We start from the raw sequence: 13,565 nt of genomic DNA, 5'->3' as shown, positions 1-13,565 counted from the left end.
ACAGAGGGAGGAACTAGTCGAGGTTCTCGCGGAGCCACTTGATGGCGCCAGCGGGGTCGCGGGTAAGGTCGATATATTCCTTACCGCGGGGAGCGAGCAGCTTAATGCCCAGGCGATCGGTGTCGGCCTTCATGTCGTTGTAGTAGCTACGAACCTGCGGGGCGAGCACGATGACGTCGTACTGATCCATGATGGCAGTGTGCTGGCCATAAGCGCCTGCGGAGGAAGCAATGTTCTCTCCGGTCTGCGCGGCACCTTCCTTGATGGCATTGGCGAGCATGGCAGAGGTGCCGGCGCCGGCGCACAGGACGAGGACCTTCAGGCCGTCGACATCCTTCTTGGCGGATACATCGGCAGCGGGCTCGGACTGGTCGGCAACAGGCTTGCTGTCGGCGGCAGCGGCGGTCGGCTCGACGGAAGCGGTGGCCTGCTCGACAGCGGGCGCAGAGGCGTTGGCGGCGATGGAAGCGGCACCATCGGACTCGAGACCCAGCTCGGCGGCGCGCTCGGCCTCCTGGTCGCAGAGCAGCTTATCGTATGCCTTTAAGAACGGCAGGTAGATGATGGCGTCCAGCAAGATGATAATCGCGACAAATACCAGGGCGATAAGCTGGAAGTTCGTGGTGATGAAGATACCGATGGGGGCGGGGGTGGCCCAAGGCACCACGAAGGAGAAGCCGTTCATGCCCACGTTATCGATAAAGAACTTGGCAACACTCACGTTGACGCAACCGGCGGCAACAAAGGGGATGAGCATGTAGGGGTTAAGGATCATCGGCGCGCCAAAGAGCAGCGGTTCGTTGACGGCGAAGGCAACAGGAACAATCGAGGCCTTACCGACGGCTTTGAGCTGCTTGGACTTCATAAAGAGGATCAGCAGAAGCGGCACGATGAACGTGGCGCCGGTGCCGCCGAACTCACCCACGAGCGACATGTTAAAGGTGAGGGAGTGGGCGGGGTGGCCGCCTGCCAGCAGAACCTGCAGGTTCTCGGCCTGGTTGGCAAGACGGATGGGGTCGATGCCCGGCTGGACAATCGAGGGGCCGTGGACGCCGATGAACCAGAAGAACGCGGTGGCTGCCTGGATAAGGATAAGGCCAGGATAGGTTTCTGCAGCGGTAAAGAGCGGGGAGAGCAGTTTGATAAGCAGCTCGGAGAACGGAACGCCCATGAGGTTGCGCACGACGACATCGATGATGCCGCAGATGATGACGGCGCCGCCAAAGGGGATGATGTCGCGGAAGTTCTGAGCGATGGCGCCCGGGACCTCCTTGGGCAGCTTAATGGTCAGATCGCGCGAGACGCAGAACTTATAGACCCACACGGTAATGAACGCGGCGATATAGGCCGAGAACAGACCGCGCGTACCCATGCTGGTGCAGTCGAAGACCGAAAGCTCGGAGCCGTTGAACTTGGTGGTGAACTGCGTAACGGCGAGCAGCAGCATGCTGCACTGGGCGGCCACCATGGTGGAGCCGTCGTTGAGCACCTTGCCGGCGGGCATGCGACGGTTCATGGAAGCCGTAAAGTTCTTGGCAGTGGTGCCGGCGACCATGATGCCCATAACGCCCATGGTGAAGTTGTACAGCTTGTTGCACCAGTCGATGAGCGGTTGGGGCAGCGTGATGCCGACTACGCCGGGAAGGGTGGCGATCAACAGGAAGATCGAAGAGGTGAGGACGATGGGCATGCACCCAAGGAATCCGTCCTTGATGGCCTGGAGGTAGATGTTCCTCGAGATCTTCTCAAAGAACGGTTGATGCTTTTCGAGCATCTTTACGATGGCGTCCATAGAGCTCCTTTGCTGCTCGATGCGCGATGCATGTGGATGGAACTGGTCGTCGATGGATGGTCAGGACTGCCCGGAAACCTTCCTGCTTAAGGAAGGCATTGCGAAATGACAACGTTGTCATTTCGTTAATGACAACGTAAGACATTTTTGGAAGAGCAACAAGGATTTACGGGTGAACGGTCGATATTGTTCGATAAACGGCTGATTTGTCAGTCGGGCAGGTAGTGTATGCTAGAACGCAAAAACAAGCGATGCAAAACCGACTGGAGAAGTAGTGGCAACGATGGACAAGAAAAATGTCTCAATGAACGATGTGGCAGTTGCCGCGGGCGTTTCTCTCAAGACGGTGTCGCGCGTGATCAACGAGCCCGATAGCGTGCGAGAGTCGACACGCGATAAGGTCCATTCGGCAATGGAGGCGCTCGGGTTTCGAACCAACTTCGCCGCGCGTTCGCTCAAGTTGGGCCGTTACGGGTGCATCGGCGTGGTGCTGTTTCACTTGTCGGGCGGTGCCGTGGACATGATTGACGGTATTGCCGATGCCGCCGAAGAGCGAGGCTTTGCGCTCACGATGATCAAAAAGCGGGCGGGGGAGAAGATGACCCTTGCCGAAGCGGCGCGTAGGATGTCGCAACTTCCCGTCGACGGTATGATTTTCAACCTGCGCCAGATGGTCGATGACTTTGATACCTTTGAGGCGCCGAAAGGCCTCAAGACGGTGATTATCACACCGATGGAACATCCTACCTGCTCCACCGTCAGTGACGACCAAGAGGGCGGCGCGCGTATGGCGTGCGAGTACTTCTTAAATCGCGGGCACAAGAACGTGTACTTCGTTTCTGGTAAGAAAGAGTCGCTGTCGAGCCAGTGTCGTATGAAAGGTTGGCGTGCGGCACTCGAGGCACGTGGCATTGAGCCGCCCGAGCCTCTGCAAGGCGATTGGAATGCGGATAGTGGCTATGCCGCGGGCCTTGTGCTTGCCGATAAACCCGATTGCACGGCGGTCCTCGCTGCTAACGACTGTATGGCAAACGGCGTGATGATGGCTCTACGTGACAAGGGACTCAGTGTGCCTGACGACGTGTCCGTGATCGGCTTTGATGACGAGCTTTATAAGACGATGCCTAACTCGATTCTGACGTCGGTAAAGTTCCGTCACCGCGAACTGGGCATCCGTGCGCTCAATGAGGTTGTTGCGGGCTTGGAAGCCCCGAGCTCCAGAAGCCGTACGCTCGTCTCGGGTGTGCTGGTCGAGCGTTCCAGCGTGAAAGACCTGCGGGCGTAGACGTGCTCGGCTCGTTCATCTTAATCTGTAACAGCTAGGATCCAAAAACTCGGCTAGATGTTACAGATCGAGACAAACGAACACGGTCCAGCCCGCCCAAAAACAAAAACGGCGGATACGACCAAGGATGCTGAAACATCCACCGGGAAGGTCGTATCCGCCACACGGAAAGAGGTGCATGGACGCAGCGCCCATGCGATCGGGAATGGTAAGGTGCACGGCAGCGTGATGGTCACGGCGGCCGATGACGTTAGCTAGTCCAGACGACGGGTCTGCGCCACGTGCTTGTACCAGTAGGCGCTTGCCTTGGGCGTGCGCTTCTGGGTTTCAAAGTCAACGTAGAAGAAGCCGTAACGCTTGTTATAGCCATTTGTCCAGGAGAACTGGTCCTGCAGGCTCCACAGGAAGTAGCCGCCCACGTTGACGCCCACCTCCATGGCCTTGAGCAGCCAACGCAGGTGCTGCTCGATGTAGTCGATGCGCGGCTGGTCATCCACAAAACCGTCCTTGTAGGGGTCCTTGTAGCCCATGCCGTTCTCGGTGATGAAGATCTGCTTGTAGTTGGGGTAGCGCTGCTTAATGTAGACGAGCAGATCGAACAGACCCTCGGGATAGATGATCCAGTCCCAGTCGGTGGTGGGGATGCCGGGCTTGTTCACATGCTCGCCAATACCCTTAACGCGCCAGCGGCCGGTGCCCTTCTCGCCCGTACCGTTGTGGTGCAGGTCGTTCTCGCCATCGTAAGCTTTGAGGAAGCGGCACTGGTAGTTGTTAACGCCCAAGTAGTCGTTGTAGAGCGCTGCTTCGCGCATAATCTCGAGGTCCTCGTCCAGGATCTCGATGGTGCCGCCCGAGATGGCGGCCAAGCGGTTGGCGCACTCGAGGGTGTCGGGCGCGTAGTCGCCGCGGAAGGTAGCGTCGAGCAAAAACTGGTTCTGCAGCACGTGCTCGTTGTTGGCGGCCTTGATGTCGGCGGGGTCGTTCTCGTTGAGCGGATACTTAAACTCCAGCGATTGAATGACGCCGATCTTGCCCTTAAAACCGCCGTTGTGGAAGGCCAGCACGGCCTTGGCGTGGGCGAGCATCATGTTGTGCTCGCACTGGAAAGCCTCGGCCAGATGCGCCTTGACGCCGCCGGGGAAGGTGCCCTCGATGTAGGTGTTGGAGGCGTCGGCCCAGATCTCGTTAAAGGTGAACCAGTAGGTCACCTGGTCGGCGTACTCCTTAAAGCAAAAGGTGGCAAAGTCCACAAAGGCGTCGATGGTCTCGCGGTTGAGGAAGTCGCCTTTCTCAAAGAGGGGAAGCGGCGTGTCAAAGTGATGCAGCGTGACAAACGGCTCAACGTGGTGCTTGTGGCACTCGGCAAAGAGGTCGTGGTAGAACTGCACACCCTCGGCGTTGATCTCGCCGGTGCCGTTGGGGAAGATGCGGCTCCAGGCAATGGAGAGGCGGATGCCGTTGATGCCGAACTCCTCGCACAGCTCCAGGTCGACGGGGTACTGGTTGTAGAAGTCCGAAGCGGGATCGGGAGAGAAACGCCCCTGGGCCTCCAGGAAGTCGTCCCAGGCAACCTTGCCCTTACCGTGAGTGCGGGTCTCGCCCTCTACCTGGTAGGCAGCGGTGGCGCCGCCAAAGACAAAGTCTTCGGGAAACTGCGCGGGCGGGTTGGTGACGCTAGCAGGGTTAACGGACATGATGAAATATCCAATCATTAAGACAACGGAAACGGTGCAGAACTGGTCAAAGTCAGCGAGCGGTGTCCAGACGAGTCAGATTGCCCCGAAACAAGGCGGCGCTGACCTTGTGGTCGCGCCGCCGAAGTTGAGCGGCAATCTGGCCGGCTGGGCGCCGCGCAGCGTCGAGCCGGCCGCTGTTCGTTAGAACAGCGGGCTAAAGGGAGAGTTGCTCGCTTACGAAGGCGAGAGACTTGTCGCCGTTCTGGGAGAGCTCGATGTACTGCTTACCGCGGCAGGCGACGCACTTGTTGCCCACACGCTCGCAGTCTTTCTGCAGGTCGGCCAGGTAGCTGGCGGCCTGCGGGGCCAGGACGACCAGGTCAAAGTCGGGGAGCATGTCGACGTGGTTGCCATAGGCCTCGGCAGCGGTCTCCAGATTGATGCCGCGCTCCTTGGCAGCCTTGGCCAGCGCGTTGGCGAGCAGACCCGAGGTTCCGCCACCCTGGCAGAGCACGAGCACGTGCTTGCCGTTGAGGTCGCTGGCGGTCGTTGCCTCGGCAGCGGGTGCTGCGGAAGCGGCAGGGGCGTCGGCCTTCACGGCCTCGGCAGCGGCGCCGGCGGCAACGCTCTTGGCATCGGCCTTGCCCTGGAAGGCGTCGTTGAGCTTGGCGGCCTTCTCGGCGTTCTTGGCGGCGAGCTCCTCCTGGGAGATCTCGGCCTCCTCGGCGCACTTCTGGGCGTCATAGGCACGGAAGAACGGATAGTACAGGACAAAGTCGACGACCAGGATAAGGGCGAGCATCACAAAGGCGAGCGGCTGGAAGCCCAGGCCCATGATGGTACCGATGGGGCCGGGGACGGTCCAAGGCAGGGTGTACATAAAGCCGTTCATGCCCAAGAAGTCGATAAAGATCTTGAGGATCCAGATGTTGGCGATCGGAGCAAAGACAAACGGGACAAAGAAGACGGGGTTGAGCACGATGGGTGCGGCGAACAGCAGCGGCTCGTTGACAGCAAAGCAGACCGGGACGATGGCTGCCTTACCGACGGCGCGCATCTCCTGAGACTTGGCCAGGAAGCAGAACATAAAGACCAGGACAAGCGTGGCGCCGGTGCCGCCCATGCAGACGACGAAGTACTGGGCACCCTGGGTCAGGACAGCGGAAGCGTGCTGGCCGGCCTGGAACGCAGCCAGGTTGTCGGTCATGTTGGCAACGAGGGCGGCGGCGATGGCGGGCTCGACGATCGAGGGGCCGTGGACGCCCACGAACCAGAAGAGGCTCATGGCGCCGTAGATCACAGCAAGGCCGATGTAGCCGTCGGCAGCGGTGAACAGGGGCTGGAACACCTGGATGACGCCCTGGGCAAAGCAGAAGCCAAAGGCAGCGCGGAAGACGATGTCAAAGACCCAAAAGACGGTGATGCAGACGGAGAAGGGGATGATGTCCTTAAAGGTCTGCGAGATGTTGGGCGGAACCTGCTCGGGCATCTTGACGGTGATGTTGCGCTTAATGAAGAACTTGTAGATGATGCCGGTCACAAACGCAGCGATGAAGGCGGTCAGCAGGCCCTTGGAACCAAGGTAGGTGGTGTTGAAGCCGCTGGCGGCGTCCGTGGCGACCGTGTCGCTCGAAAGGAGCAAGAAGCCGATGATGGCCGCGCACATGCATGAGATAAAGTTAATCTGGTTATTCTTGGGCAGGTCGCGGTTCTGAGCGTCGGCGAAGTGCTTGGCCGTGGTGGCGGCGCAGGCGATGGCCAGGATGCCCATGGAGTAGTTGTAGCACTTCCACAGAGCGTTGTTGATGTCATCGGGCCAGTAGAAACCCCAGATGTTGGGGACCGAGGCTACCAGGCAGAAGATGGACGAGAAGATGATGATGGGGATGACGGAGATAAAGCCGTCGCGGATCGCCTTGAGGTACTTGTTGCGGGCGATCGCGTTGAAAAAGGGCTGGCCCTTTTCGATGATGGCGATGAGTTGCTCCATGCAATGCTCCTAAGAGTCGGTGGGTTAGCAACGATGGTAGCTTTTGGCGTTCGGTTGCCAAAATGTTGACGTTGCCATTTTGCGACACAAAAAAAGACGCGAACCGGTGGTTCCTGTGCCTGCGAACCGTCGATTCCTTATGCGTAAACGTTTGAGCCGCCCGGTGGCTCTGTATTTGCGCAATGGCAACGTTAACATTTGATCGACAAAAGCCGTTCGGGGAAGCAAAAATGTCGGTGAACGGTAGGTTTTGGGTGGTGAGCGTATGGTGGGGGAGGCGTTGGATATACTTGAAGGCGGTAAAAATGACTGCGCAGGGTGCCACCAATGGCATCGTTGACATAGAAAGATCGACCTATGGCCGCTGTTAAAAAATCGGTATCCGTTAAGGATGTGGCGCGTCTCGCGGGCGTCTCGGAGCAGACGGTCTCGCGCACCGTGCACGATTCGCCCAGCGTGCGCCCCGAGACCAAGGAACGCGTGCGTGCCGCCATGCGCGAGCTGGGGTATCGCCCAAACTTTGCCGGTCGATCGCTGCGCCGCGGTAAGTTTAAGACCGTCGGCGTCGCCATGTTCAACATTACCGGCACCGGCAATCTCGACCGTATGGAGGGCTTTGCCGCCGCGGCCGACAAACATGGCTATGCCATCACCCTCACTAAAGTAGACGGGCATCCGTATACCCTCGAGAGCGCATCGTCGCGCATGAGCGCACTGCCGGTGGATGGCATGGTTGTGATTATGAACCGCATGCCGGCGGACTTTGGAACCTTCGAGCCGCTGCCCGGCATGCAGACGGTGCTCGTTACGATGTTGGAGCACCCGCTCTGTTCAACGGTCGATAACGACCAGTTCGATTGTTCGCGCCAGGTGGTCGAGTACTTGCTGGGGCGGGGGCACAAAACCGTGCACTTTATCTCGTGTCCCGAGCGCTCGCTTTCGGGCATGCGGCGCGAGGAAGGCTGGCGCGAGACATTGCGTGCGCATGGTATTGAGCTGCCGCGACTCATCCGTGGCGATTGGACGGCGCAGAGTGGATATGCCGCAGGCCAGGTTCTGGCGGACGATCCGACCTGTACTGCCATCTATGCCTCCAACGACGCCATGGCCTACGGCTGCATTCGCGGGCTCGAATCGCGCGGAAGGCGTGTGCCCGAGGACGTGAGCGTGGTGGGTGTTGATGACAGCCTGGGCGATATCGTGCCCGACCGTCGCCTGACCACCGTGCGCTTTGACAACAGGCGTGTCGGCATGTGGGCAGTCGATAAGATCGCCGGTGCCGAGGGGGGTGCGTCTGGCGTGGAGCACATGCTGATCCCCGGCGTGCTCGTAGAGGGCGATACGGTGCGCGATTTGCGCTAGGGCGCGGTCCTGTTTGGGTTTCCGTTAATCATGTTTGATATTGTTCGAAATGGTTTGGAAACCGTTCACGGGCGAAAATTGACCGTTCATAGCTTGAAATTATGTTTTGCGTTGTTCTTTTTTGTTTGAATGTTAATGTTTCTGCCATACAGAACGCAGCGCGTATGCCCGGACGCGATGCTCTCCATTGGTTCATATGTGAAAGGAACGCAATATGGCAACCAAAGAAGAAATCTCGATGGTTGGATTCGAGATTGTCGCATACGCAGGTGACGCCCAGACCGATCTGCTTGCAGCGCTCGATGCCGCTCGCGAGGGTGATTTTGAGAAGGCCGAGCAGCTGCACAAGGATGCCAGCGATGCACTTATTGGCGCCCACGACACGCAGACCAAGCTGCTTTCGCAGGAGGCCGGCGGTGGCGAGATGGAGATGACCTTCATCATGGCTCACGCTCAGGACACTCTCATGACCACTATGATCCTGGAGAAGCAGACCCGCTTTACCATCGATGCCTATAAGCGCATCGCCGAGCTCGAGGCCAAGCTCGCCTAACGAGCCCTCACAACCAAGTCCCCTTCCAAAAGCTCTGCCGCAAACTCGCGACAGGGCTTTTTCTTTTTACCCGGCACTTGGGGACGTTCCTTATCTGCCGCAGTTAGGGACACTCCTGCCATGCATTTGATCCTTTGAGGATGGAAGAAAACGGGTTATTAGGTTTGCTGCGGTGCCGACTCGACCTGTCGGTTACAAAACTATGCCGGTTTACTACGATGAATCGCATTCTTTCAACTATGGAAAGAACGGCGTTATCAAAGCCGCAGGTAGAAAGCTTGTCATTTTCTGCTAATAGCAAATGTGGTCGGTCCTATCGGTTTTACCGTAGTAAACCAGCATAGTTTTGAAATGGCACTATTCGACTAGCAGCGTTATGGAGCTTCTGCACGCCCTCCCGTTCGGTTTTTCGCTGGGTGGGTATACTTCCATCCGCAATACAGGCCGGAATAAGGAGGTATCCAAATGCCGGGCAACGGATTGATTCAAAAGGGAGACGCGCACGAGATGACTCATGGGCGTCCTGTCCAGATAACCGAGCACACGACGGTAACCGAGCTGCAGCCCAGCCTGTCCGATGTCGTGTGCGCAAACAAAAAACTGCAGATTGGCTTTATCGTTGCGCTCGTGGTACTGGCGCTGTTGTCGGGCTTTGTAGCTCGTCCGCATTTTGCCGATACCAAGACCTGGGACTCCACCATCGAGGTCATCGATCAAAAGAAGGGCAATGTTTTGGCGCTCACGACCTCGTGCGTCGCCCTATCTGCGGGTATCACTGCGCTGCCGGGCGATACGGGAACGCCAGTTGCCGAGCAGCTCGCGCAGCTTTCAGGCAACCTTGGTATCGTGCTTGCCGTGCTCTACCTCGAGAAATACCTGCTAACTATTTTGTGGTCGGTTGGCTTGGGCATCTTAATCCCGTTTGCGTTGGTACTCTTTGCGGTGTCGCTCGGCATTCACGGGCGCTGGAGTACGAGCACGGTCATTCGCCGCGTGGCAACGCGTGTGCTGGTGGTCGCCATAATTGGCATGGCGTTGGTGCCTGCAAGCGTATGGGTGTCGCAAAAGGTCGACGAAACGTATCGCGTTAGCATCGAGGCGGCCGAGCAAAAGGCGACCGACGCTGCGAGCGCGGCAGATAGCGATAGCTCCAAAACAAGCAAGAAAAAGACCGAGTCCACAGAGTCCAAGAACGTGCTTGAGCAGCTTGCCGACGGTGCCTCGGGTCTCGTCACGTCGGTGACCAGCGGCGCCAAGCAGATGACCGATGAAATTGTGCGGCAAGTGACCGATCTCATCGAAGGCGTCATCGTGATGATCGTGACCTCGTGCGTGATTCCATTGCTGGTGCTCGCGGCGTTTTTGTGGCTGGGGCACGTGCTACTGGGGATTGATATTTCCGGCCCGGCGAACTATCTGACGGGTCGCTTTCTGAGCGCTCCGTCCAAGCACGCCAAAAAGGGCGGGCAGTCCGAGTAGCTAAAACAGCTGTATATACCGGTGAATACCGCCGAAGGGCGGCCGAGACACGTTCTCGGCCGCCCTTTTGTTTGTTGAATGCGCGGTAAGTCGGGCCTTTTCTGAGTCCAAACGGTCAGCAATCATCCGCGAACGGTAATTGTTCAAAAAAGAACAAAGATAAACAAATAATTGTTGCGGTAAATGTTCGAATGTGTTCAAATAAACATGAACAGTGAAGAACCGCACATTCAGATGCCCGGACCTGAACGCGATTCAACACTTCCAAACAGAAACTACGCACCTGCGTATCTCTCAAGGAGGATGTCATGAGAGTTGTAATCGCTTCCGATGCCGACGGTATGTCGATGAAGGAGTCCATCAAGGAGATGCTCATCGCCGACGGTCACGAGGTCGTCGACTATTCCGAGACCCCTGCCGCGGACTTTGTCGATTCCGCGACCGCCGTTGCCAAGGACCTGCTGGAGCACAAGGATTCCCAGGGCTTCGCATTCGATAAGTACGGTGTCGGCTCCTATATGGCCGCCGTCAAGATCAAGGGCATGGTCGTCGCCAACATTTCCGACGAGCGTTCCGCTTACATGACCCGCGAGCACAACGGCTCGCGCATGGTCACCATGGGCCCGGGCGTTGTGGGCACCGAGGTCGCAAAGAAGATTGCCCGCGAGTTCCTGCGCGCCCAGTATGCTGGCGGCCGTCACCAGATCCGTGTCGACATGCTCAACAAGATGGCCTAACGAGAGCCACCGAGAACTCGAACTTCTACCTCAACTTGTGAATTCAGACGAAAGGACGTTCTGATGAAGAAGACCATCGCAATCGGTTGCGACCATATCGTTACGGACGAGAAGATCTATCTGGCCGACCGCCTGGAGCAGGCTGGCTACAAGGTGCTCGACTGCGGCACCTACAGCCACACCCGTACGCACTACCCCATCTACGGCAAGGCCGTGGGCGAGGCTGTTGCCAGCGGCAAGGCTGACTTTGGCGTGGCCCTGTGCGGCACCGGCATCGGCATCACCAACGCCGTCAACAAGGTTCCCGGCGCCCGCTGCGCCCTGGTTCGCGACATGACCTCTGCCCTGTATGCCCGTCGCGAGCTCAACGCCAACATCGTGGGCTTTGGCGGCAAGATCACTGGCGAGTTCCTGATGGCCGACATCATGCTTGCCTTCCTGGAGGAGCCCTACGACAAGACCCCCGAGCACGATGCCCTGATTGCCAAGATCGATGCCTGCAATAAGGCCGACGCCGAGGCTCAGGCTGACCCGCACTTCTTTGACGAGTTCCTCGAGAAGTGGGACCGCGGCGAATACCATGACTAGCGGGTATCCGGCGTAATTTACTAGTCCGTTGACGGCTCGCGTTTCTGTGATGAGGCGCGGGCCGGTTTTCTATCAGCCCTATTGACTTGGCGGGCTGTCGTAAGAAAGGGAAGGCTCCTATGGAGTTTGTTCTTGATAACGGTTCTATTCGTGTGGCGCTGAGCACGGCTGGCGGATCGTTCGCTTCGATTAAAGCCAACGGTCGCGAGTACCTGTGGCAGGGTGATCCTTCGGTCTGGTCGGGCCAGGCACCCATTTGTTTCCCGATCTGCGGTGGCCTTCGTGACGGTCGCGCAATGACCATGGGCGGCCGCGAGGTAAAGCTCGCCCGCCACGGCTTTGCGCGCAAACAGGAGTGGAAGCTCGAGGAGCAGAGCGACAACATGGTTGCGCTGAGCCTAAGCTCTGCCGACCATGCCGAGTTGCTCGAGCAGTACCCGTATCCGTTTAAGATCGTTGCTCGTTACACGATCGATTCGGAAAAGGTGGCCGTGTCGTATGAGGTGACCAATGAGGGCACCGAGGACATGCCGTTTTTTGTGGGTGGCCACCCCGGCTTTAAGTGCCCGCTCGACGAGGACGAGTCCTATGACGACTATGAGCTTCGTTTTGATCAGCGTGAGGCCGCCGAGCTCTGTACTGCCGTTCCCTCGACGGGTCTGATTGATGTTGAGCATCGCAGCAAAAACCCGATGGTCGGCCACGACCTGCCGCTGACGCACGAACTCTTCGACTTCGCGGAGACCATCTTTGACGTGCTCGACAGCCGCGTGGTTACGCTGACCAAGAAAACCGAGGACAAGGGCATGCGTTTGACGTTCCCCGATATGCCATACCTGATTGTGTGGAGCAAGCCCGAGGGCGACTTTGTGGCCGTGGAACCGTGGGGCGGCCTGTCCACCTGCTCCGACGAGGACGATATTCTGGAGCACAAGCGTGGCTGCCTGGTGGCCAAGCCGGGAGAGACCGTCACTCGCGGCTTTGAGATCGAGATCCTTTAAAGAGCTATCGTATGTTTGGGGTCGCACACGTCGTGCCCCGGAAACAGGAGTTCAATATGATTCTGACCGTTACCATGAACCCGTCGATCGATACGCGCTATCAGCTCGACAAGCTGATCATCGACGACGTGAACCGTGTGACGCCCGAAAAGACCGCTGGCGGTAAGGGCCTCAACGTGAGCCGTGTGCTGTTGCAGTTGGGCGACGATGTGCTCGCGACCGGTCTGCTCGGCGGCCACATGGGTGCCTATATGGCCGAGCTTATGGATGCCGACGGCGTCAAGAACGACTTTGTGCCCATCGCCGGCGAGACGCGCATTTGCCTGAATATTCTGCACGAGGGTAATCAGACCGAGCTGCTGGAGAGCGGCCCGCAGATCGCCCCGGCAGAGCTCGAGGCCTTTACGGCCAAGTTCGCCGAGCTTGCAGCGAAGGCGGACGTTGTGACGCTTTCGGGTTCGCTGCCGCGTGGCGTCGATACCGGCTACTATGCCGAGCTCGTCAAGATCGCCGAGGAGGCGGGCGCCAAGGTGCTGCTCGATACCTCGGGTGCATCGCTGGAGGCCGCGCTGGAGTCCGACGCTAAGCCTGAGCTCGTAAAACCCAACCTGACCGAGATTAACGGCCTGCTGGGTACGTCCTTTACGACCGATGATGTCGATGCCCTGCGCGAGGCGCTTGCCGCCGATGGCCGCTTTGCCGGTATCCCCTGGGTTGTCGTTTCGATGGGCGCTGCCGGTTCGGTGGGCTTCCATGAGGGTCGCGCATTCCGCGCCAAGACGCCCGCGATTGCGGCTGTGAACGCGACGGGTTCCGGTGACTCGACCATCGCCGGCTTTGCGCATGCCATTGCTGCTGGTGCCGACGACGTCACGGTGCTCAAGACCGCCAATACCTGCGGCAAGCTCAACGCCATGGATCCCAAGACCGGCCACCTGGTCATGGACCGCTGGGACGAGATCTACAACAACGTTGTCGTGACTGAGCTTTAAGGTTACGCGGGTTTACCAACCCGCGTAACGGCTCGACGCTGCGCGGGCCGCATTTGGACAATCTGACGTTCAACTTCAAGGGCGCGACCAGAAGGTCAGCGCCCTTTCGT

11 protein-coding genes are annotated in these 13,565 nt (G+C 58.5%); 8 read left to right on the top strand and 3 right to left on the bottom strand.

The window, feature by feature from the left end:
• Positions 1-13: 13 nt before the first annotated feature.
• Positions 14-1,792 carry a PTS lactose transporter subunit IIBC gene (locus ACESSC_RS03930; RefSeq protein ID WP_373161306.1) on the bottom strand — a complete coding sequence of 593 codons (1,779 nt, stop codon included), beginning with the start codon at positions 1,790-1,792 and terminating at the stop codon, positions 14-16.
• 283 nt (positions 1,793-2,075) lie between these two features.
• On the opposite strand from ACESSC_RS03930, the gene ACESSC_RS03925 reads away from it, so the two are divergent.
• Entirely contained in the window at positions 2,076-3,077 is a 1,002-nt protein-coding gene (locus tag ACESSC_RS03925; protein ID WP_373161304.1) for a LacI family DNA-binding transcriptional regulator, read from the top strand.
• 254 nt (positions 3,078-3,331) lie between these two features.
• Here ACESSC_RS03925 and lacG read toward each other — a convergent pair whose 3' ends face one another.
• Together lacG and ACESSC_RS03915 are read right to left on the bottom strand one after the other, a co-directional pair.
• Positions 3,332-4,771, bottom strand: coding sequence for a 6-phospho-beta-galactosidase (gene lacG, locus ACESSC_RS03920; RefSeq protein ID WP_373161303.1), 1,440 nt, complete (start codon positions 4,769-4,771; stop codon positions 3,332-3,334).
• A gap of 196 nt (positions 4,772-4,967) precedes the next feature.
• Entirely contained in the window at positions 4,968-6,743 is a 1,776-nt protein-coding gene (locus tag ACESSC_RS03915; protein WP_373161302.1) for a lactose/cellobiose PTS transporter subunit IIB, read from the bottom strand.
• Positions 6,744-7,100: 357 nt separating this feature from the next.
• Between ACESSC_RS03915 and ACESSC_RS03910 the strand changes: the two genes are divergently transcribed.
• The 7 genes from ACESSC_RS03910 to ACESSC_RS03880 all read left to right on the top strand — a co-directional run bounded on the left by ACESSC_RS03910 (position 7,101) and on the right by ACESSC_RS03880 (position 13,455).
• The gene (locus tag ACESSC_RS03910; protein WP_373161301.1) at positions 7,101-8,105 is read left to right on the top strand and encodes a LacI family DNA-binding transcriptional regulator; all 1,005 of its coding nucleotides are present in this window, start codon (positions 7,101-7,103) and stop codon (positions 8,103-8,105) included.
• A gap of 214 nt (positions 8,106-8,319) precedes the next feature.
• Entirely contained in the window at positions 8,320-8,658 is a 339-nt protein-coding gene (locus tag ACESSC_RS03905) for a PTS lactose/cellobiose transporter subunit IIA (protein WP_006234827.1), read from the top strand.
• Between the two features lie 465 nt (positions 8,659-9,123).
• Positions 9,124-10,137 (top strand): hypothetical protein, encoded by a 1,014-nt coding sequence (locus ACESSC_RS03900; protein ID WP_373161300.1) that lies wholly within the window; start codon positions 9,124-9,126, stop codon positions 10,135-10,137.
• 308 nt (positions 10,138-10,445) lie between these two features.
• Entirely contained in the window at positions 10,446-10,874 is a 429-nt protein-coding gene (gene lacA, locus ACESSC_RS03895; protein ID WP_006234830.1) for a galactose-6-phosphate isomerase subunit LacA, read from the top strand.
• Between the two features lie 63 nt (positions 10,875-10,937).
• Positions 10,938-11,462 (top strand): galactose-6-phosphate isomerase subunit LacB, encoded by a 525-nt coding sequence (lacB, locus tag ACESSC_RS03890; RefSeq protein ID WP_117583544.1) that lies wholly within the window; start codon positions 10,938-10,940, stop codon positions 11,460-11,462.
• A gap of 119 nt (positions 11,463-11,581) precedes the next feature.
• Complete coding sequence (locus ACESSC_RS03885; protein WP_373161298.1) at positions 11,582-12,463, top strand: aldose 1-epimerase family protein; 882 nt, start codon at positions 11,582-11,584, stop codon at positions 12,461-12,463.
• Between the two features lie 56 nt (positions 12,464-12,519).
• Positions 12,520-13,455, top strand: coding sequence for a hexose kinase (locus tag ACESSC_RS03880; protein WP_373161297.1), 936 nt, complete (start codon positions 12,520-12,522; stop codon positions 13,453-13,455).
• The last annotated feature ends 110 nt before the right edge of the window (positions 13,456-13,565 follow it).

The sequence above is a fragment of the Collinsella aerofaciens genome (genome assembly GCF_964243765.1).
GTDB classification, from domain to species: domain Bacteria; phylum Actinomycetota; class Coriobacteriia; order Coriobacteriales; family Coriobacteriaceae; genus Collinsella; species Collinsella aerofaciens_BU.
The sequence above is the reverse complement of the archived record's forward strand: the minus strand, read 5'-3'. Positions and strand labels throughout refer to the sequence as shown.

Coding starts and splice junctions, on each gene's coding strand:
- ACESSC_RS03930 (WP_373161306.1), bottom strand. CDS start 1,792: ATGGACGCCATCGTAAAGATGCTCGAAAAGCATCAACCGTTCTTTGAG.
- ACESSC_RS03925 (WP_373161304.1), top strand. CDS start 2,076: ATGGACAAGAAAAATGTCTCAATGAACGATGTGGCAGTTGCCGCGGGC.
- lacG (WP_373161303.1), bottom strand. CDS start 4,771: ATGTCCGTTAACCCTGCTAGCGTCACCAACCCGCCCGCGCAGTTTCCC.
- ACESSC_RS03915 (WP_373161302.1), bottom strand. CDS start 6,743: ATGGAGCAACTCATCGCCATCATCGAAAAGGGCCAGCCCTTTTTCAAC.
- ACESSC_RS03910 (WP_373161301.1), top strand. CDS start 7,101: ATGGCCGCTGTTAAAAAATCGGTATCCGTTAAGGATGTGGCGCGTCTC.
- ACESSC_RS03905 (WP_006234827.1), top strand. CDS start 8,320: ATGGCAACCAAAGAAGAAATCTCGATGGTTGGATTCGAGATTGTCGCA.
- ACESSC_RS03900 (WP_373161300.1), top strand. CDS start 9,124: ATGCCGGGCAACGGATTGATTCAAAAGGGAGACGCGCACGAGATGACT.
- lacA (WP_006234830.1), top strand. CDS start 10,446: ATGAGAGTTGTAATCGCTTCCGATGCCGACGGTATGTCGATGAAGGAG.
- lacB (WP_117583544.1), top strand. CDS start 10,938: ATGAAGAAGACCATCGCAATCGGTTGCGACCATATCGTTACGGACGAG.
- ACESSC_RS03885 (WP_373161298.1), top strand. CDS start 11,582: ATGGAGTTTGTTCTTGATAACGGTTCTATTCGTGTGGCGCTGAGCACG.
- ACESSC_RS03880 (WP_373161297.1), top strand. CDS start 12,520: ATGATTCTGACCGTTACCATGAACCCGTCGATCGATACGCGCTATCAG.